Source organism: Pseudomonas sp. BN414, from assembly GCF_029871275.1.
Taxonomy (GTDB): Bacteria; Pseudomonadota; Gammaproteobacteria; order Pseudomonadales; family Pseudomonadaceae; genus Metapseudomonas; species Metapseudomonas resinovorans_C.
This window is the reverse complement of the sequence record NZ_SSOL01000074.1, coordinates 90,173-108,648: the sequence shown is the minus strand read 5'-3', so window position 1 is coordinate 108,648 and position 18,476 is coordinate 90,173. Positions and strand designations below refer to the sequence as shown.

Sequence of the window (18,476 nt, the reverse complement as noted above, 5' to 3'; positions counted from 1 at the left end):
AGTGCACGATGAAATACTTCAAACTGCCCGACCTGGGCGAAGGCCTGCAGGAAGCGGAAATCGTCCAGTGGCACGTGAAGGTGGGGGATAACGTCAAGGCGGACCAGTTGCTCGTCTCGGTGGAAACCGCCAAGGCCCTGGTGGACATCCCGGCGCCCCACGATGGTGTGGTGGCCAAGACCTTCGGCAAGGAGGGCGACATCCTCCATGTCGGCGAACCCTTGCTGGGTTATGAGGGCGAGGACACCGACGCCGGCACCGTGGTCGGTCGCCTGGAAGGCGGTGGCAATGCCCAGGCGGACAGCTTCTTCGTCGGCGCCGCACCCTCTACCCGAGAACACCTGGCGCCCCGCGCCACCCCGGCCGTTCGCCAGCTCGCCCGGCAGATGGGCGTGGAACTGGCGGCCTTGGCCGGCAGCGGCCCGGATGGTCTGGTGACCCGCGCCGATGTGGAACAGGCCGCGCAAAGCGCCCGCGACAGCTTCGGCGGCGAGCGGCTACGTGGGGTGCGCCGCAGCATGGCGATCAACATGGCGCGCTCCCACGCCGAGGTGGTTCCGGTGACCATCTTCGGTGACGCCGACCTGCACCGCTGGCCGGAAGCCCGCGACCCGCTGATCCGCCTCGGCAAGGCCATCGCAGCGGCCTGTGAGGTGGAACCAATCCTCAATAGCTGGTTCGACGGCCGCGCCCTGTCCATTCGCCAGCACGACAAACTCGATCTCGGCATCGCCGTGGATACCCCGGACGGGCTCTTCGTCCCGGTGCTGCGCAATGTGGGTGGACGCAATGCGGAAGACCTGAAAGAAGGCATGTCGTGCCTGCGGGCGGACGTGAAGGCACGTTCCATCCCGCCGCAGGAAATGATGGGCGCCACCATCACACTGTCCAACTTCGGCACCCTGTTCGGTCGGTACGCCAACCCCGTGGTGGTTCCGCCCCAGGTGGCGATCATCGGGGCAGGCGGCATCCGTGATGAGGTGGTGGCCTGGCAAGGCAAGGTGGAAATCCACCCGGTGCTGCCCCTCTCGCTGACCTTCGACCACCGTGCGGTCACGGGCGGCGAGGCGGCGCGGTTCCTCAAGGCGCTGGTGCAGGCGTTGGAGCAGCCGTAGGGCAGAGCTGCGCCCTGCTTGGCGATTGAAATCGCCCCCACAGGACTGCGCCAAAGATCAGCCGAAAGTCACCCCTCTCCTCTTCAGGGAGAGGGGCCGGGGGAGAGGGTTGTGTCAGGGCGGCTCGGTGCCAATCCAGTTCGCGAATGAATTCGCTCCTACAGGGCAGGGCTGCGCCCTGTTTGGCGAATGAATTCGCCCCCACAGGGGAAGTGCCACAGGACTGCGTCGAAGATGATCCAGAAGTCACCCCTCTCCTCTTCAGGGAGAGGGGCCGGGGGAGAGGGTGGTTTCCGGGGGCTCGGTGCCAACCCAATCCGCAAATGAACTCGCTCCTGCTCATCCCCTTCGCACCCACTTGCCGAGCCGGGAGAAGGTCGTTATTTCTGTCTGCCCCCGGAACCGGCAGGAGGCCCCCGATGACCGAATCCCCTTGGCAGGGCGCGCTCTGGCTGGCCCGTGATTTCTGCCTGCTCGATGGGGTCAGTGGCAGTGCGCGTACCCACGCCCACTACGCTCATCAGGCGCTGCTGGCCAAGGCTGCGCCGTTGCGCCTGACGGTCGATGGTGAGCTTCAACGCGGTCGCTTCCTGCTGGTCGAGTCGATGCATCCGCATGCCATCGACAGCACCAGCCAGAACCTGCTCGCCGTCTATGTCGAACCCTTGGCATTCAGCCCGGCGACCTTGCGTGAAGTGCTCGAAGATGCTCCGGCAGACCTCGGGCGCTTGGCCGACCTGCTGCTGGCGGCGCCGCGGCAACGGCTGGATTCGCGCATTGCCGAGGCGCTCGCGGCGGTCGATGGATTGCTGACGGACAAGGTCAGTGCGACGACCCTGGCGCAACGGGCTTGCCTGTCCCTGAGCCAGTTGGAGCGGTTGTTCGGCGACCAGGTCGGGCTCTCGGTACGGCGCCTGGTGCTCTGGCGCCGCTTGCGTCTGGCGCTGCGGCTGGCGCTTGAGGGTTTGTCACTGACCCAGGCCGCTCACGATGCCGGCTTCGCCGATGCCGCACACTTTTCCCGCACCATGCGCGCCACCTTCGGCATCCGCGCTGACCGCAATCTGGCACGGCTGAAGCTGCAACTCATCGATTAGGCACCGCGCAATCCGGCGGGTGCTTCCGGGCTGGCGCCGTGATCCTGGGCGCGGAAGGGTTCGGCCATCTGGGCCAGGTAGTCGCAGGGATAATCCGGGCGGCTGCCGATACCCAGGTCATCGACGCCCATGCGGTATTCGCTGTGAAAGGCGGTGCCCAGCAGGCGGTCCCAGAAGCAGAAGAACAGCGCGAAGTTCACGTCTCCGGCGCGGCCGTATTTCATGTGGTGGAAACGGTGTACCGGCGCCCAGGCGAACAGGTGGCGCAGCGGGCCGATGCGCATGTCGACGTTGCTGTGCTGCAGCAGAAGCTGCAGGGCGATGGCGAAGGCGAGCAAGGCCGCGACCGGCAACGGCATTCCCATCAGAAGCAGAGGCGCGGTGCCGGCGAGGGCTTCGACTGTCTGGTGCAGCGGGTGCTTCATCAGGCCATTGAAACCGTACATGCGCTGCACACTGTGGTGCACGGCATGCAGGCGCCAGAGTGGCTCGATCCTGTGGCTGAGGTAATGCATGAGGGTGACGCCGAAGTCGGCGATCAGGATGGCCAGCAGCAACTGCAAAGGCAGCGGCCAGTGGTGGGGCCACACGCCGGCGTTCGGTATCCAGGCGGCAGCCAATGGGATGGCCGCGATGCCGAGCAGGTTGAGGGTTTCGTTGAACAGCGCGTGCAGGCCGTCCCGCAAGAGGTCGCCCCGTGGCCGGTTCCACTGTGGCTCATAGGGCAGCCAGGCTTCGGCGAGGAAACTCAGGGCAATGGCCAATACCAGAAACACCACGAGCCAGTAGGGCGAGTGCTGGGCCGTGGTCCAAAGTGCAAGGGCGAGGAAGCCGAAGAGGAACAGCGGGGAGTAGAGCCAGGCGAAGAGTGGACGCATGGGAGGTCTCCTTGAAAAGTGACCTCCAGCGTGAGGGACAAGGCGCCACGCGGATTGAAGAAACCGCGCAAGGTGGAACGGGCGCGGTTTACTCGCCAGCCAGTTCCAGCTCGGCCAGCGCGTCGGGCTGGTTCTTGAAGGCTCGGGCGAAGGTGTCGCGATGCTTGGCCATGAAGATGCCGATGTCTTCCACCTGCTGCTCGCTCAGGGACGGCACCGCTTTCTGCAGGACTTCGGCCAGGGATTCGGCCAGTTCGAGCATCTTGTCGTAACGGTCGGCTTCGGCCTTATCCATGAACAGGCGCTCCGGATCGCGACTGCTGCGGTACACCACTTCGACGGCCATTCATCACCCCTCACCTTCATCGGTTGGAAAATACTGGATGTGCGTACAGTATTCGGAATGATGGCAAATGGAAATAGCCCGTAGGAAATTTCCCTCAGCCGGCCTCGCTCAACGGTCGCTGCGAATGGGCCCGAATTCCGCTGGAATCCAAGCATAGCCCGTGCCTTCGCCTTCGCTAAGAACAGGGCTGTGGTCGCCGGGACGAGGGTCAGGGCTGCGACAACCTGCCTCGTGGCGCGCAGGGTAGGGCGGCCCCCATCCTGCATCACCCCCAACTGTCACTTTTCCCCGGCACCATCAGGGCCGTTGTCGCAAGGAGCTGTATCGTGAAAATCAACTGGGCTGAACAACTGCGCGAAAACGTGCATGGCCTGGCCGAGTCGCTGGGAAATCTCCTGGTGGAGAGCTTCCATTACCTGGCGCTGTTCGCCATCGGCGGTATCACCGCCTGGGCCGCTGTGGTGGCGTTCCTGGGGATGGTGGAGAAGGGGCACATCACGGTCGATGACATCCTGCTGCTGTTCATCTACCTCGAACTGGGCGCCATGGTCGGCATCTACTTCAAGACCAATCACATGCCGGTGCGCTTCCTGATCTATGTGGCGATCACCGCCCTGACGCGCCTGCTGATTTCCGACGTTTCGCATCATCACCGGCCCGACCTGGGCGCGGTTTTCGTCTCCGGGGCGATTCTGTTGCTGGCGCTGGCGATCCTGGTGGTGCGCTTCGCTTCTTCGCGCTTCCCTTCCGAACAGTCCGACGCAGCTCCGCGCCGCCGGCACCTGCGCCGTCAGGTCGAGGCAGAAGAGGAAGCCTGACCGCGTGCACGAATAGCGTGCATCAGATGCGCGCTATTTGTGCGGCGTTGACCTGTCCCGAGCGAACCGGCGCGACACTGCCGCCGGTCATGCTGGTAAGCAGTTCTCCCACCTTGTTGCCGCTCTCGATGGCGATCCCCAGGCGAATGCTTTCAATCACGCGATTGAGGCGTACCGCATCGTTGCGTTGCGCTGCGCTGATCAAACGCCGCGCTGCCACGCCGCGCTCGTTGGTGAGGGTCAGCATGATGGCGCCGTCCGGGCTGACGAGGCTGAGGTTGACGCGGTATTCGGCCTGGAATTCGTCGGTGAGGATCTGGAAGGGGTTGTACATGGCCTGTCACCTGGTTGATGGAGCATGAGTCGATGGACGCCAGGAGAACTGCAAAGTTCGAACCGCCATGACCAACGGCGCGCGCGGAAACCGACCGGCGTCGTCGCCAGCGAACTGGAGGTCGCAGCCCATCCGTCGGCTCGGCTCGGTCGTGCGATCTCTGGGGGAGGCCGCTGCGGGTCTGCAGCTGGTACGTCGGGCGCCTGATACAAAATCTTCATTGCAATTCAGACACGGCTGAGAATAATTCTCACATTTCATGGCACTTTCGCCCCAACTGGCGGCCCGCTCGCTCCGCCAACGGGGCAGTGCGAGCCATCTGCCGACTTCCGGTTTGCCACTGTCGACGGGCTGTCAGCCCGGAAAGGGCAATCAATGAAGGAACTAACGTGAGCAAAGCCAAGACCTCCACGCGCTGGGACGTAACCGCGCGGGTACTGGCGGCGATTCTCGGTGGCTACGCGGCGGCCTATGCGGCCACGGCGTTCCTGTCCGTTTATCTGCCGCTGGTGCGCAGCGACCGGGTGGTGTTCGCCAGCCTGTCCTGCTTCGCCGTCTACACCCTCGCCATCATCTATGCCTTTGCCGCGCGTTCGGCCGTCCGTGCCTGGCTCGTGCTGGTCGGGGCGACCGCCCTGATGGCGCTGGCCGCCTACCTGCCCAGCGGTTTCGGAGTACGTCCATGAGCCTGCGCCAATCCATGGCGGGATTGCACACCTGGGGCGGGCTGCTGCCGTCCTGGCTGCTGTTCGTCATCTTCTTCGCCGGCAGCATCGCGTGCTTCGACAAGGAACTGGAGCGCTGGATGCGCCCAGCACTGCATGAGCCATCCAGCCACAGCATGACCGTCGACCAGGTGCGCGAAGCCATGCTCGCCAAGGCACCGGATGCCCATGCCATCTGGATTCGCCCGCCGAGCGAGCGCGAGCCCTTCTACTGGGCCGGCTACGAGCCCGCCGATGAAAGCGAATTCATTCGTTTCGCCCTCGACCCCGCCACCGGCGAGGCGATGCCGGAAACCGTCGGCGGACTGTTCTTCTTCACCCTGCACTACGACCTCAACGCCGGCAGGGTCGGCATGTACATCGTGGCCATCGCCGCCATGTTCATGCTGGTGGCGCTGATCAGCGGCATCATCATCCACCGCCGCATCTTCAAGGACTTCTTCACCCTGCGCCCGGACGCCAACGGCCAGCGCGCCTGGCTCGATGCGCACAACCTGTTCGGCGTGGTGGGATTGCCGTTCCACCTGCTCATCGCCTACACGGGCCTGGCCATCTTCGTGGTGTTCTACATGCCCGCCGGTATCCAGCGCGCCTACGACGGCAATGCCGAGGCGTTCTTCCACGACGTGATGGGCGCCTACTCGCGCGAAGACATAAAGCAGCCCGCACCGCCGCCGATGTCCCTCGACAGCCTGGTGGCCGACGCCCATCGCCGCTGGGGCGGCAATGAGACCGGCTGGATCAGCGTGCATCATCCGGCCGACGCCGCCGCGGTGGTGGATATCCGCCGCTACGACCGTTCTGGCATCGTCGACTTCCAGTGGACCCTGTCTTACGACGCGGCCAGCGGCGAACTGCTCCACGAACAGAAACCCTACAGCCCCGGCTACCAGAGCTATGCCTGGCTGACCAACCTGCACATGGCGCAGTTCGGCGGGCAGATCGTCCGCGCTCTGTACCTGCTGCTCGGCCTGATGGGCTGCGCGATGCTGCTGGCCGGCCTGCAGGTCTGGCTGCGCAAGCGCGAGACGCGTGGCAGCTACGACATCGGCCTGGTGCGCGCGCTGAATGGCGCGGTGGTCGGCGGCCTGCCGATCGCCAGCCTGGGCCTGCTCTACGGCAATCGCCTGTTGCCGGCCGGCATGGCCGAGCGCGCCAGCGCGGAAACCTGGGTCTTCGTGGATGTCTGGCTGCTGGTGGCGGCCTGGGCCGTGCTGCGCCGCAACAGCGGCAAGGTTGCCCGTGATGTGTTGATTGCCGTGGCGGTACTGGCCTTCGGCTTGCCACTGCTCAATGCGCTGACGACGCCCCAGGGCAGCCTGCTGGCGACCCTGGCGCGTGGCGATTGGGAGATGGCGGGCATCGACCTTGTCCTGCTCGGGACCGGCGTTCTCTGCGGCTTCCTGGCCTGGCGCCGTTCGCAACCGCAGGTGGTGAAAGCACCGCGTGTGCGCCGCCGCCTGGTGGAGGAGAGCGCCTGATGCTGTTCCTGAGTTTCGCCTTCTGCTACCTGGCCATGACCGGATTGGCCCTGGCCATGTCACGCCAGCACAAACTGCTCTTCAGTGCCGCCCTGAGCGAATCCCGCAGCCGCCTGCTGCGGATCGGCGCCGTGCTCGCCATGCTGGTAGGCCTGGCCCTGGCCATCGCCGAACTGGGTGGCGAAATCGGCGGCGTGATCTGGCTCTGCCAACTGATGCTGGCCGGCTTGCTGTTGGTTGCGCTACTGGCCTGGCAGAACCGCTGGGTGCTGCCTCTGGTGGCCCTGCTGCCACTGGGTGGTGGCCTGCTGAGCCTGATCTGAACCGTCCGACTGGCACCGCTCGCCGTTCGCAATGGCGAGCGTAAACTGGTCCTGGCGGTGCCTTGCATCACCGTCAGGAGGTGTTCCATGCGACCCACACCCCTCATCGTGCTGGCCCTGGTGATCCTTTCCCCGACGGTGTTGGCATCCACCATCGAGGTCAGCTTCACACAGCCCGACAAGTACAGTGATGCTCGCCTGAATCGCGACTACGGCCGGGGTGCGGATGACTTCGTGCTGAAAGATCTCAAAGCGCATATCGAGAAACTCGGCAAGCGCTACCTGCAGCCCGGCCAGACCCTCAAGATGGAAATCCGCGACATCGACCTCGCCGGCCAGTTCGAGCCCTGGCGAGTGAATTTCCAGGACGTGCGCTTCATGCGTGAAGTGACCTGGCCGCGGATCAAGCTGCACTACAGCCTGGAGCAGGACGGCAAGACGCTGGTGAGTCGCGATGCCACGGTGATCGACCAGTCCTACCTGCAACATGGCAACTACTACTTCAGCAACGACCGCCTGCGTTACGAGAAGACCATGCTGGACGACTGGTTCCGCTGGAACATCGGGCCGAAGGACAAGACTGTTTCCTATTGAGTGGCCATGTGGGCTGCGGAAGATTCGCGAGCAAGCTCGCTCCTACAAAAGCACGGCAGGACTGCGTCCTGCATAGCGATTGAAATCGCCCCCACAGGACTGTGCCTATCAGGACTGCGCCGAAGGTGTGCCGTGAGTCACCCCTCTCCCACTGGGAGAGGGGCCGGGGGTGAGGGGGATAACCGGCGGCTCGGTGCCTGCCCCTTTCGCGAATGAATTCTCTCCCACAAAGCCCCCTAGAGGACTGTGCCGAAGTCGAGCCGTGGGCACCCCTAGCCCTTCAGGCTCGGAAGGTTCGCGAGCAAGCTCGCTCCTACAAAAGCGCGGCAGGACTGCGTCCTGCATAGCGATTGAAATCGCTCCCACAGGACTGTGCCTATCAGGACTGCGCCGAAGCTGAGCCGTGAGTCACCCCTCTCCTCTTCAGGGAGAGGGGCCGGGGGAGAGGGGCCCTTAGTACTCCACGCTGTAACTCAGGCTGTAGGTACGACCGCGGCCGTGGTAGTCGAACAGGTCGGCGGGGATGTTGGCGCTGTAGAACACTTGCGCGCGCTGGCCCCAGACGGTGGTGTAGTCCTTGTCCAGCAGGTTCTGGATGCCGAAGTTGAGGGTGCCCACCGGCAGGACCTGGCTGCCCAGCAGGTCGAAGGTCGCGTAGCCGTCGATCTTGTGGTCATTGCCATCGAACTGGCCATTGGCGAGGACGTTGCCGTCGTCGGACAGGTTGAAGGTGCGCACGCCTTGCAGGCGCAGGCTGGTGTCGTCGTCGCGCCAGCCGACGAAGGCGGTTAGTTTGGACGGGCTGGCGGCGGTCACGTCCTGCTTCTGCCAGCGGTCGTCGATCTTCTGCTGGGAACGGATGGCGAGGGCGCTGGTGCCGATCTGCCAACTGTCGTTCAACCAGTAGTTGGCCTGGCCTTCCAGTCCGTAGTTGCGCTTCTTGTTGTCCAGTTGCTCCACCAGCAGGGTGGTGCGGTTGTAGGTGATGCTCTTGTCGGACCAGGCGTAGAAGGCGGCCAGCTGGGCATCCAGGTTGCCGTCGTAGTGGCGCCAGCCGAACTCCAGCTGCTTGGTCTTGATGCCGTCGAGGGCGGAGTCCTTCACGTTCACACCCTTCTGCAGCACCCAGCGGCCATTGACCGGGGCGGCGGAGTAGGTGCCCTGGCCGTAGTACTTGGCCGGGTCCGGCAGCTCGAAGCCTTCGGAGTAGTTGGCCCAGACCTGCTGGGCCTTGTTCAACTTGTAGACGGCGCCGAAGTTGTAGAGATCGACCTGGTAATCCTTCTCGCCGCCGGGAATGGCGTCGGCGCTGGTGCCGTTGCCCTTGCTGATCTGGATCTGCTGGGCTGCCGCAACGAAGTCACCGACGTCGTTGTTGGTGCGCTGACGACGCACGCCGCCGGACAGGGTCAGGTCGTCGGTGGCGCGCCAGCTGCCCTGGGCGAACAGCGAGTTGCTGTCGGTGTCGATGCCCGGGTAGCGGCCGACCTTGGCGTATTCGTCAGCCACCAGGCCCCCGGTCTGGGCGGCGGTGCCGAGGTCGAACAGGGCCTGGTCGGAGTCGAAGCTTTCCCGCTCGACGTCCGCGCCGTAGGTCAGGGTGAAACGGTCCCACTCTTTCACCAGCACGGCCTTCAGCCCGTAGTAGTCGGTGTCCTGCTGCGAGGCGGAGTAATAGGAGCGGGCGGGGTTGATGGCGCCGGTGCCGGTGAAGCTGATGCTCGGATAGGGCTGGAAGGCCATCTCTTCGCTGCGGTAGTAGGCCTGCAGGTAGAGGTCGTGGCCGAGTACTTCGGGGGCATGGTAGGTGGCGTTGAACTGGGTGCGTTCGGTGCGCGGCTCGCGGTCGAAGCTGGCGCCGCCTTCGATCTCGAACGGCTCCAGGCCCCGCAGGCCGGCGAAGTTGCGGCCGAGGTCGACACCCTTGTCGCCGTCGTAGCCGGAGTCGTACCACTGGGCGCCCAGGCTCAGGCTGTGGCCATTGGCGAAGGCGAAGTCGAGGCTGCCCATGACGTCCACCGACTGGTTGTATTGCAGGTCGGTCTGGGTGATGTCGAGCATCACCTGGTCGCTGCTGCCGTCGTAGGCGGCGCCGTTCTTCTGGTAGGCCACGGAGGCGCGGCCCTTGATCTGCTCGCTGCCACCGCTGACGGACTGGGCTACGCGCCAGTCATGGTCCTGGCTGGTTTCGAAGCCGCTGCGCAGGCCTACTTCGCTGTTGAAGCGAGCGGCGCCGGCTTCACCCTTCTTGGTGACGATGTTGATGATGCCGCCGGTGGCACCACCGCCGTACACCGCGCTGGCGCCGGAGAGCACTTCGATGCGTTCGATATTGAACGGGTCGATGGAGTCGAACTGGCGGCTGATGCCACGGGAGCTGTTCAGGGAAACCCCGTCGATCATCACCAGGGCACTACGACCCCGCATGTTCTGGCCGTAGTTGGTACGGCCCTGGGGACCGATGTCGAGGCCGGGGATCAACTGGCCGAGGGCTTCCTTGAAGGGCACGCCGGCGCGGGTCTGCTCCTGCAGCTGGGGCGCGTCGATGATCCATACGGTGCCCGGCAGCTCGCTGATGCTGGTGGGCGCGCGGGAGCCGACGACCACCTGGCGGTCCACTTCGATGGCGGCGCCGGATGATTGCAGGCTGTAGCCGCCGGCCTGGACCACGGCGTGCAGGCCGCTACCGGCCAGCAACTGGTTCAGGCCCTCGTCGACACCGTACTGGCCGTGCAGGCCCTGGGTCTGGCGGCCGGCGGTGAGCTCTGCGCTGAAGGACAGCAGCACGCCGGCTTCCCGGCCGAATTGGTTGAGTGCCGCTTCCAGTGGGCCCGCGGGAATGTCGAAGGCCTGGAGTTGGCTTTCAGCACCCATTTCCACGGCAGCCGCCATGACGGGAGCGGGCAGGGTGGCGGCCAGGCCGAGGCTCAGCAGCAGCGGCTGCATGGCACGGACCAGCGGTTTGCGGGCGAATTGGCGAAGGCGCGGCGGGTACTGCATGGGGTCGTCTCGTTCGTGAATTGGGAAGGTCTCTGCCTGCCTTGTCACGCGAGTTCGGAAAAAAGGCTCAGCTTTCGCAAAAAACTGTTGATTGCTATCGCGCCGCTCCCACAGGTCGTGTCGGTGCAGGCTTTTTGTAGGATGGCGTTGAGCGCAGCGATACCCATCGTTCCGGGCGTCCGGGGGGCACCCCGTGGCGCGCGGATGCACCTTGATCCAGTAGCGGGTCAGACTGTGCACCTCCACCGGCAGCGCCTTGGGCAGCATGGCGAAGATGCGTTCGGTGTTGTCCAGCGGATAGCTGCCGGAAATCAGCAGGCCGGCCACCTGCGGATCGCAGCTGAGGTGGCCACGTCGGTAGCGGCCGAGTTCCGCGAGGAAATCGTCCAGGCGCATATGGCTTGCCACCAGCATGCCCTGGGTCCAGGCCAGGCTGTCTTCGCTGGCGCTTGCAGGCGGGTCGATGCGGGTGGGCGAGAGGTTGGCCTGTTGGCCGGGCACCAGCGACTGGCGCTGGCCATCGGCAAGCAGGTCGGCGTTGCCATCGAACAAGGTGACGCGGCTGCTGCGTTCGAGGATGCGCACATTGAGCCGGCCGCCTCGGCTCTCGATCAAGCCTTGCGGGGTATGGATGCGCAGGGGGCGGGGATCGGCCACGCCATCGAGAAGGATTTCGCCCTGGCGCATTTCGATCAGCCGTTGCCCAGCGTCGAAGCGGATATCCACCGCGCTTGCAGTGTTCAGCTCGAGGCGCGAGCCGTCGGCCAGGTGCAGGGCGCGGCGCTCGCCGACAGCGGTGGATTCGTCGCTGCGCAGGGCTAGCAGGGGTTCGCTGTCGCGCAGGCTGATGGCGCCGCCGCCGACGAGGGCGCAAAGCATCAGCAGCTTCAGGGCCTCGCGGCGATTGCGGTGGGCGGGAGCGCCCAGAGCCGCCAGCGCCACTGGCGTTTCCAGGCCGCGCAGGCCCCGGTTCACTGCCTCGATGCGTTGCCAGGCGCGTTCATGTTCGGCATCGGCGCTGCGCCAGTCCCGCCAGGCCCGGTGACGTTGTTCGCTGACCTCGCCACTCTGCAGTTCCACCAGCCATTCGACCGCCTGCTCGGCGACGGCCGGGGCGATGCGGCTGCGATCCACGCTGTGCAGGCTCATGTCACACGCTCTCCGCGAAATAGCAGCGCTGCGCCGCCCTGACCATGTGGCGCTTGACGGTGGAGAGGGAGATATCCAGTTGGGCAGCGATTTCCACGTAGGTCATGCCGTCCACCTGGGCCAGCAGGAAGACCTTCTTCGCCACCGCCGGCAAGCCGTCCAGCAGGCGATCCAGCTCCACCAGGGTCTCCAGGATGATGGCGCGCTCCTCTTCGCTGGGGGCGAGCGCTTCCGGCTGCGAAGCGAGCGCTTCGAGGTAGGCCCGCTCGATGTCCTGGCGCCGGTAGTGGTTGGCCAGCACGCGCTTGGCTACCGTGGTGAGGAAGGCGCGGGGCTCGAGGATCACCGGTTTTTCCCGCGCCAACAGGACGCGCAGGAAGGTGTCCTGCGCGAGGTCCGCCGCGTTCTGCGGGCAGCCCAGGCGACGGCGCAGCCAGCCCGTCAGCCAACCGTGATGGTCGCCGTAGAGTTTCTGCAGGGATTCGGCCGGCGGAGGCGGAAGAGCGTCGGCACCGTGATTCAAGAGCTGGACTCGGAAGCAAATGGGAACGTTTCGCATTCTATAGTTGCTAACCGGACTTCAGCAATAATCAGAGGGTATCGAAGAATCTTCTTAACTTGCTGTAGGAAGATTGGAACCGCCCAACACGCTCCGTGGTCAACTGGCAACAAAATCTGGAGAACTCACCATGCTTTCGCGTCACTGCAACCGTCGTCTCGCTTCCGTCCTGATCGCCGGTCAGTTCGTCTTCCTTGCCCAGATGCCGCTGGCGCAGGCCGCCATGATCGGCACACCGCAGGCCATGCAGGAACAAACCCTGCAGCAGCATCAACCGGTCGACCAGGCACAACTGCGCGCCATGCTGGATGACCAGAAGGTGCAGCAGAAGCTCGAATCCCTCGGTGTGCCGCGAGAGCAAGTGGAGGCACGTATCGCCAGCCTGACGCCGGCCGAGTTGCAGCAATTCAACCAGCGCCTGGAGCAGGAACCGGCCGGCGGCTGGGTGGGCATCATCGTGCTGTTCCTGGTGATCTTCATCATCACCGACATGCTGTGCGCCACTGACATCTTCAGCTTCATCAAGTGCATCAACTGATGCGGCTCTGGCTCGCGGTCCTGGTGCTGGCCCTCGCGGGCTGCGCCGGGCAGCAACCCGTGCTGTCGCCCCAGAGCGACCGCCTGCCGCAGCGCATGGAGCTGACCCAGACACCGTTCTATCCACAGGAAATCTACCAGTGCGGCCCGGCCGCGCTGGCGACGGTGCTGGTGCAGCGCGGCGTGAAGACCTCACCCGAGGAGCTGACGCCGAAGGTCTACCTGCCGGCCCGCCAGGGCAGCCTGAAGCTGGAGCTGGTGGCTGCCGCGCGCCAGTACGGGATGCTGGTCTATCCGCTGGAACCGAGCCTGGATGCGCTGCTGGCCCAGGTGGCCGCCGGCAACCCGGTGCTGGTGATGCAGAACCTCGGTCTGGACTGGCTGCCGCGTTGGCACTTCGCGGTGGTGGTCGGGTTCGACCGCAGCAAGGACGAGCTGGTGCTGCGGTCCGGCACCGAGAAGCGCTGGGTCACCGATCTGCGCAGCTTCGACCGTACCTGGCAGCGTGCCGAGCGCTGGGCCGTGGTGACGGTGCCGGCGGATCAACTGCCCGCTGAGGTCCGCCTGGAACCCTGGATCAAGGCCGCCAATGACCTTGAGCAGACCGCCCAGCGCCCAGTGGCGGAGCGTGCCTATCGCACGGCCGCCGAGCACTGGCCAACGGAACCGTTGCCGCTCTTCGCCCTGGCCAATGCGCGCTATGCCGACGGTGATCGGGACGGCGCCGAGCAGGCCCTGCGCGAGAGCCTGAAGCGCAAGCCCGACTACGCTCTAGGCTGGTTCAACCTGTCCGAAGTGCTCAACGAGAAGGGCTGTGCGACCCAGGCCCAACAAGCCCGTGCCTGCGCTCGCCAGTTGGCACCGGGGGACGCGCGTTTGGCATCGCCGCTGGGTGCGGCTCCCAACGGCAAAAGACAGTGCGGCGCGCTGCCGGTGTGCCGTGAGTGAAGAACCTGTAGGGGCGATTTCAATCGCCAGGCAGGCCGAAGGTCTGCCCTGCTGTGTCCGTCAGGGCAACTGCGTTGCCCTTGGCGATTGAATTCGCCCCCACAGGATTTCCGTCCAGCGTTCCACAAAAAAGCCCCGCAATTGCGGGGCTTTTTCTTGGGGCTTGGCCTTACAGGCGCAGGCCGCCGTCCAGCTCCAGGACACGACCGGTGTAGTAGTCGTTTTCCAGGATGTAGGCGACCGAGTGGGCGATTTCCATCGGCTTGCCCAGACGGCGCAGGGGGATGCCCGAGGTCATCTTTTCCAGGGCTTCCGGCTTCATGCTGGCGACCATGTCGGTCTCGATGAAGCCCGGAGCGACGCCGGCCACACGGATGCCGTAACGAGCCAGTTCCTTCGCCCAGACCACGGTATCGGCTGCCACGCCGGCCTTAGCGGCGGAGTAGTTGGCCTGGCCCATGTTACCGGCGCGGGAGATGGAGGAGATGTTGATGATCGCGCCCTGGTTTTCCAGTTCGATCATCTTGGCGGCGACTTCGCGGGTGCAGAGGAAGACACCGGTCAGGTTGACGTCGATCACAGCCTGCCACTGGGCCAGGCTCATCTTGGTCATTTCGCCGTCCTTGACCTTGATGGTCAGGCCGTCGCGCAGGATGCCGGCGTTGTTCACCAGGCCGTTGATGGCGCCGAAGTCTTCGGCCACCTGGGCGACCATGTGGGTCACCTGCTCTTCGTTGGCCACGTTGCAGAGGTAGGCGCGGGCATCACCACCGGCAGCCTTGCAGGCGGCTACCGCTTCATCCAGTTTTTCCTGGTTCAGGTCCACCAGGGCGAGCTTCGCGCCCTTGGCGGCCAGATACTCACCCATGGCGCGGCCGAGGCCCTGGCAACCACCGGTAATGATGATGACCTTGTCTTTGAGTTGCATGAGAATCCCCTCGAATAACTGTCGCTTTGCCCCCGCTTGCGCCGTTAAACCGCTATTCTGGGCGCTCGTCCGTTTTCGACGGATTCTTTGCGAGGAGTCATAAGGTGAGCGTGAAAGCCGCAAAGCATGCACGAGAAATGCTGCTCAAGGAATACCAGGGGGTGCTGTCCACCCATTCCAAGACCATGCCGGGCTTCCCTTTCGGATCAGTGGTGCCTTATTGCCTGGATGCCGAAGGCCGACCGCTGATCCTCATCAGCCGCATTGCCCAGCACACCCATAACCTGCAGAAGGACGCCAAGTGTTCGCTGCTGGTGGGCGAACGTGGCGCCGCCGACGTCCAGGCCGCCGGCCGCCTGACCCTGCTGGCCGAAGCACGGCAGATCAGCGACGAAACCGAGGTGGAAGCCGCGGCGACCCGCTATTACCGCTACTTCCCGCAGGCCGTGGACTACCACCGCACCCATGACTTCGATTTCTGGCGCCTCGAACCGGTGCGCGCTCGCTTCATTGGCGGCTTCGGCGCGATCCATTGGGTGGATCAGCTCGTTCTGGCCAACGCCTTCGCCGGCGAAGCCGAGATCAGCATGCTGGAACACATGAACAGCGATCACGCCAATGCCATCGCCCACTATGTGGAACTGGCCGGCTTGCCGTCCGGACCGACGGCGGAGATGGTCGGAATCGATTCTGAAGGATTCCACCTACGCATCGGTCAGACTCTTCATTGGTTGCCCTTCCCAACATCCTGTAACAACCCTGGCGCAGTCCGTCAGGCCTTGGTACAGCTGGCTCGTGCTGAATCCTGGCCGACCGGTGGCGAGGCGGTGGCTTGAATTGGGAGGAGGGCGACTTCATCTAACGGATTATCGGAAGCCGTTCTTCCGCCAAGGACCCCCAGATGCGCGCTTTTCTCTTTCTGTTCCTGCTCTTTCCGCTGATCGAGCTGGCCGTCCTGATCCAGGTCGGCAGCGCGATCGGCATCCTGCCTACCCTGCTGCTCGTCATTGGTACCGCCGTGCTCGGCAGCGTGCTGCTGCGGGTGGCCGGTGTCGCCACTGCCTGGCGCGCCCGTGAGCGCCTGGCCCGTGGCGAAGTGCCTGAGCAGGAAGTGCTTGAGGGCCTGCTGATCGCTGTCGGTGGCGGCCTGCTGCTGCTCCCGGGTTTCATCAGCGACATCATCGGCCTGTTCTGCCTGATCCCCTTCACCCGCCGCCTGTTCATCCGCAATCTGCGCCAGCGCGCAGCGGCCCAGGCCATTCGCCAGCGCGCCTTCGCCGACGACCTCGCCGCCCGCAGCGGCCAGACCCGTCCGAACGTGATCGAAGGCGAGTACGAGCGCCGCGACCGCTAGTTTTTTTTGTGGGTGACCCTTGAAATGCCTCTTGGCGCCCCTATGTATCGGTCACCGCAAGGTTCTTGCCTGTTGGCAGGTCAGATTCCAGCGGCGCGCCCGTCGCGCTGCAACCGGCCCCGCCGGACATTACCAACCCACCGGTGCGCGCACCGGTCGAAAGACAACACTATTGGGAGAGATCGACAATGAAGCTTCGTCCTCTGCATGACCGCGTCGTCATCCGTCGCAGCGAAGAAGAGACCAAAACCGCTGGCGGCATCGTGCTGCCGGGTTCGGCCGCCGAGAAGCCGAACCGTGGCGAAGTCGTCGCTGTAGGCACCGGTCGCCTGCTGGACAACGGCGAAGTGCGTCCGCTGGCCGTCAAGGTCGGTGATCAAGTGGTGTTTGGCCCGTACTCCGGCAGCAACACCATCAAGGTCGATGGCGAAGAACTGCTGGTGATGGGCGAGAGCGAAATCCTCGCCGTCGTCGAAGCCTGAATCTCGCGAATCTCCGCCTACACACCAAAGAATTGAGGATCAATTAAATGGCTGCTAAAGAAGTCAAATTCGGCGATTCCGCCCGCAAGAAGATGCTGGTTGGCGTGAACGTACTGGCCGACGCCGTTAAAGCCACCCTGGGCCCGAAAGGCCGTAACGTGGTTCTGGACAAGTCCTTTGGCGCTCCGACCATCACCAAGGATGGCGTTTCCGTTGCCAAGGAAATCGAGCTGAAAGACAAGTTCGAAAACATGGGCGCCCAGCTGGTGAAAGACGTTGCCTCCAAGGCCAACGACGCTGCCGGTGACGGCACCACCACCGCTACCGTACTTGCTCAAGCCATCGTCAACGAAGGCCTGAAGGCCGTTGCTGCCGGCATGAACCCGATGGACCTGAAGCGCGGCATCGACAAGGCCACCATCGCCATCGTTGCCCAGCTGAAAGAGCTGGCCAAGCCTTGCGCTGACACCAAGGCGATCGCCCAGGTAGGCACCATCTCCGCCAACTCCGACGATTCCATCGGCAACATCATTGCCGAAGCCATGGAAAAAGTAGGCAAGGAAGGCGTGATCACCGTTGAAGAAGGCTCGGGCCTGGAAAACGAACTGTCCGTCGTAGAAGGCATGCAGTTCGACCGTGGCTACCTGTCCCCCTACTTCATCAACAAGCCGGACACCATGGTCGCCGAACTCGACGGCCCGCTGATCCTGCTGGTGGACAAGAAGATCTCCAACATCCGCGAAATGCTGCCGGTCCTGGAAGCAGTCGCCAAAGCCGGCCGTCCGCTGCTGATCGTCGCTGAAGACGTTGAAGGCGAAGCCCTGGCTACCCTGGTTGTGAACAACATGCGTGGCATCGTCAAAGTCGCAGCCGTCAAGGCTCCGGGCTTCGGCGACCGTCGCAAGGCCATGCTGCAGGACATCGCCATCCTGACCGGCGGCACCGTGATTTCCGAAGAAGTCGGCCTGTCCCTGGAAAGCGCTTCCCTGGAACACCTGGGTAACGCCAAGCGCGTTGTCCTGAGCAAGGAAAACACCACCATCATCGACGGCGCTGGCGCCCAGGCTGACATCGAAGCCCGCGTTGCCCAGATCCGCAAGCAAGTCGAAGAAACCACCTCCGACTACGACAAGGAAAAACTGCAAGAGCGTCTGGCCAAGCTGGCCGGCGGTGTTGCCGTGATCAAGGTCGGTGCGGCTACCGAAGTCGAGATGAAAGAGAAGAAAGCCCGCGTTGAAGACGCCCTGCACGCTACCCGTGCTGCCGTCGAAGAAGGCGTGGTTCCTGGCGGTGGCGTAGCCCTGGTTCGCGCCCTGCAGGCCATCGAAGGTCTGAAAGGCGACAACGAAGAGCAGAACGTCGGTATCGCCCTGCTGCGTCGCGCTGTAGAAGCTCCGCTGCGCCAGATCGTGGCCAACGCCGGTGACGAGCCGAGCGTGGTAGTCGACAAGGTCAAGCAGGGTTCCGGCAACTACGGCTTCAACGCTGCTACCGGCGTCTACGGCGACATGATCGAAATGGGCATCCTGGACCCGGCCAAGGTCACCCGTTCCGCTCTGCAAGCCGCTGCCTCCATCGGCGGCCTGATGATCACCACCGAGGCCATGGTTGCCGAAGTGGCTGACGACAAGGCCGGCCCGGCCATGCCTGACATGGGCGGCATGGGCGGCATGGGCGGCATGATGTAAGCCACCCGGCCATCCGGTTCGAAAAAGCCCCGCCTCGTGCGGGGCTTTTTCTTGCCTGTGAAAATGGGCGCAAGCGCCACGCGTGGGTATGATCGCTGGTTACGCGCTGACGGGAATTCC

19 protein-coding genes are annotated in these 18,476 nt (G+C 64.3%); 13 read left to right on the top strand and 6 right to left on the bottom strand.

Going from position 1 to position 18,476, the window contains the following annotated elements; genetic code table 11:
• The first annotated feature begins 8 nt into the window (after window positions 1–8).
• Both E8E95_RS21905 and E8E95_RS21900 read left to right on the top strand, forming a co-directional pair.
• Window positions 9–1,115 (top strand): dihydrolipoamide acetyltransferase family protein, encoded by a 1,107-nt coding sequence (locus tag E8E95_RS21905; protein WP_280353845.1) that lies wholly within the window; start codon window positions 9–11, stop codon window positions 1,113–1,115.
• Between the two features lie 419 nt (window positions 1,116–1,534).
• Entirely contained in the window at window positions 1,535–2,212 is a 678-nt protein-coding gene (locus E8E95_RS21900) for an AraC family transcriptional regulator (RefSeq protein WP_280353843.1), read from the top strand.
• Here the strand turns inward: E8E95_RS21900 and E8E95_RS21895 are convergent.
• Window positions 2,209–3,090 carry a sterol desaturase family protein gene (locus E8E95_RS21895; protein WP_280353842.1) on the bottom strand — a complete coding sequence of 294 codons (882 nt, stop codon included), beginning with the start codon at window positions 3,088–3,090 and terminating at the stop codon, window positions 2,209–2,211. The genes E8E95_RS21900 and E8E95_RS21895 overlap by 4 nt on opposite strands.
• A gap of 88 nt (window positions 3,091–3,178) precedes the next feature.
• Entirely contained in the window at window positions 3,179–3,436 is a 258-nt protein-coding gene (locus E8E95_RS21890; protein WP_077525854.1) for a YebG family protein, read from the bottom strand.
• A 326-nt stretch (window positions 3,437–3,762) separates the two neighbouring features.
• Here E8E95_RS21890 and E8E95_RS21885 point away from each other — a divergent pair, with 326 nt between their 5' ends.
• Entirely contained in the window at window positions 3,763–4,254 is a 492-nt protein-coding gene (locus E8E95_RS21885; RefSeq protein WP_280353841.1) for a phosphate-starvation-inducible PsiE family protein, read from the top strand.
• 22 nt (window positions 4,255–4,276) lie between these two features.
• On the opposite strand, the gene E8E95_RS21880 is transcribed toward E8E95_RS21885, so the two are convergent.
• Window positions 4,277–4,588 (bottom strand): DUF3509 domain-containing protein, encoded by a 312-nt coding sequence (locus tag E8E95_RS21880; RefSeq protein WP_179060439.1) that lies wholly within the window; start codon window positions 4,586–4,588, stop codon window positions 4,277–4,279.
• A gap of 389 nt (window positions 4,589–4,977) precedes the next feature.
• Between E8E95_RS21880 and E8E95_RS21875 the strand changes: the two genes are divergently transcribed.
• The 4 genes from E8E95_RS21875 to E8E95_RS21860 all read left to right on the top strand — a co-directional run bounded on the left by E8E95_RS21875 (window position 4,978) and on the right by E8E95_RS21860 (window position 7,711).
• Window positions 4,978–5,274, top strand: a complete 297-nt coding sequence (locus E8E95_RS21875; protein ID WP_280353838.1) for a DUF3649 domain-containing protein — start codon at window positions 4,978–4,980, stop codon at window positions 5,272–5,274.
• Window positions 5,271–6,794 (top strand): PepSY-associated TM helix domain-containing protein, encoded by a 1,524-nt coding sequence (locus E8E95_RS21870; RefSeq protein WP_280353836.1) that lies wholly within the window; start codon window positions 5,271–5,273, stop codon window positions 6,792–6,794. The genes E8E95_RS21875 and E8E95_RS21870 overlap by 4 nt, the downstream gene beginning before the upstream one ends.
• Window positions 6,794–7,117: a DUF3325 domain-containing protein gene (locus tag E8E95_RS21865; RefSeq protein ID WP_280353834.1), complete on the top strand. Its 324-nt coding sequence runs from the start codon at window positions 6,794–6,796 to the stop codon at window positions 7,115–7,117. Before E8E95_RS21870 ends, E8E95_RS21865 begins: the two co-directional genes overlap by 1 nt.
• Before the next feature lie 87 nt (window positions 7,118–7,204).
• Window positions 7,205–7,711: a DUF3016 domain-containing protein gene (locus E8E95_RS21860; RefSeq protein ID WP_280353833.1), complete on the top strand. Its 507-nt coding sequence runs from the start codon at window positions 7,205–7,207 to the stop codon at window positions 7,709–7,711.
• A gap of 453 nt (window positions 7,712–8,164) precedes the next feature.
• Here E8E95_RS21860 and E8E95_RS21855 read toward each other — a convergent pair whose 3' ends face one another.
• Both E8E95_RS21855 and E8E95_RS21845 read right to left on the bottom strand, forming a co-directional pair.
• Window positions 8,165–11,860 (bottom strand): TonB-dependent siderophore receptor, encoded by a 3,696-nt coding sequence (locus E8E95_RS21855; RefSeq protein ID WP_348532587.1) that lies wholly within the window; start codon window positions 11,858–11,860, stop codon window positions 8,165–8,167.
• Between the two features lies 1 nt (window position 11,861).
• Window positions 11,862–12,383: a sigma-70 family RNA polymerase sigma factor gene (locus E8E95_RS21845; RefSeq protein WP_280353831.1), complete on the bottom strand. Its 522-nt coding sequence runs from the start codon at window positions 12,381–12,383 to the stop codon at window positions 11,862–11,864.
• A 166-nt stretch (window positions 12,384–12,549) separates the two neighbouring features.
• Here E8E95_RS21845 and E8E95_RS21840 point away from each other — a divergent pair, with 166 nt between their 5' ends.
• Both E8E95_RS21840 and E8E95_RS21835 read left to right on the top strand, forming a co-directional pair.
• Complete coding sequence (locus tag E8E95_RS21840; protein ID WP_280353829.1) at window positions 12,550–12,957, top strand: PA2779 family protein; 408 nt, start codon at window positions 12,550–12,552, stop codon at window positions 12,955–12,957.
• Window positions 12,957–13,904 carry a PA2778 family cysteine peptidase gene (locus tag E8E95_RS21835; protein WP_280353828.1) on the top strand — a complete coding sequence of 316 codons (948 nt, stop codon included), beginning with the start codon at window positions 12,957–12,959 and terminating at the stop codon, window positions 13,902–13,904. The genes E8E95_RS21840 and E8E95_RS21835 overlap by 1 nt, the downstream gene beginning before the upstream one ends.
• Before the next feature lie 169 nt (window positions 13,905–14,073).
• Here E8E95_RS21835 and E8E95_RS21830 read toward each other — a convergent pair whose 3' ends face one another.
• A complete protein-coding gene (locus E8E95_RS21830; protein WP_016494564.1) occupies window positions 14,074–14,832 on the bottom strand; it encodes an SDR family oxidoreductase in 759 nt (252 codons plus the stop codon).
• Window positions 14,833–14,936: 104 nt separating this feature from the next.
• Here E8E95_RS21830 and E8E95_RS21825 point away from each other — a divergent pair, with 104 nt between their 5' ends.
• The 4 genes from E8E95_RS21825 (at window position 14,937) to groL (ending at window position 18,356) form a co-directional block, all read left to right on the top strand.
• Window positions 14,937–15,668, top strand: a complete 732-nt coding sequence (locus tag E8E95_RS21825; RefSeq protein WP_280353825.1) for a HugZ family protein — start codon at window positions 14,937–14,939, stop codon at window positions 15,666–15,668.
• Between the two features lie 65 nt (window positions 15,669–15,733).
• A complete protein-coding gene (locus tag E8E95_RS21820; protein ID WP_077526662.1) occupies window positions 15,734–16,186 on the top strand; it encodes an FxsA family protein in 453 nt (150 codons plus the stop codon).
• A 188-nt stretch (window positions 16,187–16,374) separates the two neighbouring features.
• Window positions 16,375–16,668, top strand: a complete 294-nt coding sequence (locus E8E95_RS21815; RefSeq protein ID WP_028628402.1) for a co-chaperone GroES — start codon at window positions 16,375–16,377, stop codon at window positions 16,666–16,668.
• Between the two features lie 47 nt (window positions 16,669–16,715).
• On the top strand, window positions 16,716–18,356 hold the full coding sequence (groL, locus tag E8E95_RS21810; RefSeq protein WP_179060427.1) for a chaperonin GroEL: 1,641 nt from the start codon (window positions 16,716–16,718) through the stop codon (window positions 18,354–18,356).
• Window positions 18,357–18,476: the final 120 nt, after the last annotated feature.

Excerpts from the sequence above, each read along its gene's own strand:
- E8E95_RS21905 (WP_280353845.1), top strand. The coding sequence starts at position 9 with ATGAAATACTTCAAACTGCCCGACCTGGGCGAAGGCCTGCAGGAAGCG.
- E8E95_RS21900 (WP_280353843.1), top strand. The coding sequence starts at position 1,535 with ATGACCGAATCCCCTTGGCAGGGCGCGCTCTGGCTGGCCCGTGATTTC.
- E8E95_RS21895 (WP_280353842.1), bottom strand. The coding sequence starts at position 3,090 with ATGCGTCCACTCTTCGCCTGGCTCTACTCCCCGCTGTTCCTCTTCGGC.
- E8E95_RS21890 (WP_077525854.1), bottom strand. The coding sequence starts at position 3,436 with ATGGCCGTCGAAGTGGTGTACCGCAGCAGTCGCGATCCGGAGCGCCTG.
- E8E95_RS21880 (WP_179060439.1), bottom strand. The coding sequence starts at position 4,588 with ATGTACAACCCCTTCCAGATCCTCACCGACGAATTCCAGGCCGAATAC.
- E8E95_RS21870 (WP_280353836.1), top strand. The coding sequence starts at position 5,271 with ATGAGCCTGCGCCAATCCATGGCGGGATTGCACACCTGGGGCGGGCTG.
- E8E95_RS21865 (WP_280353834.1), top strand. The coding sequence starts at position 6,794 with ATGCTGTTCCTGAGTTTCGCCTTCTGCTACCTGGCCATGACCGGATTG.
- E8E95_RS21860 (WP_280353833.1), top strand. The coding sequence starts at position 7,205 with ATGCGACCCACACCCCTCATCGTGCTGGCCCTGGTGATCCTTTCCCCG.
- E8E95_RS21855 (WP_348532587.1), bottom strand. The coding sequence starts at position 11,860 with ATGAGCCTGCACAGCGTGGATCGCAGCCGCATCGCCCCGGCCGTCGCC.
- E8E95_RS21840 (WP_280353829.1), top strand. The coding sequence starts at position 12,550 with ATGCTTTCGCGTCACTGCAACCGTCGTCTCGCTTCCGTCCTGATCGCC.
- E8E95_RS21835 (WP_280353828.1), top strand. The coding sequence starts at position 12,957 with ATGCGGCTCTGGCTCGCGGTCCTGGTGCTGGCCCTCGCGGGCTGCGCC.
- E8E95_RS21830 (WP_016494564.1), bottom strand. The coding sequence starts at position 14,832 with ATGCAACTCAAAGACAAGGTCATCATCATTACCGGTGGTTGCCAGGGC.
- E8E95_RS21820 (WP_077526662.1), top strand. The coding sequence starts at position 15,734 with ATGCGCGCTTTTCTCTTTCTGTTCCTGCTCTTTCCGCTGATCGAGCTG.
- E8E95_RS21815 (WP_028628402.1), top strand. The coding sequence starts at position 16,375 with ATGAAGCTTCGTCCTCTGCATGACCGCGTCGTCATCCGTCGCAGCGAA.
- groL (WP_179060427.1), top strand. The coding sequence starts at position 16,716 with ATGGCTGCTAAAGAAGTCAAATTCGGCGATTCCGCCCGCAAGAAGATG.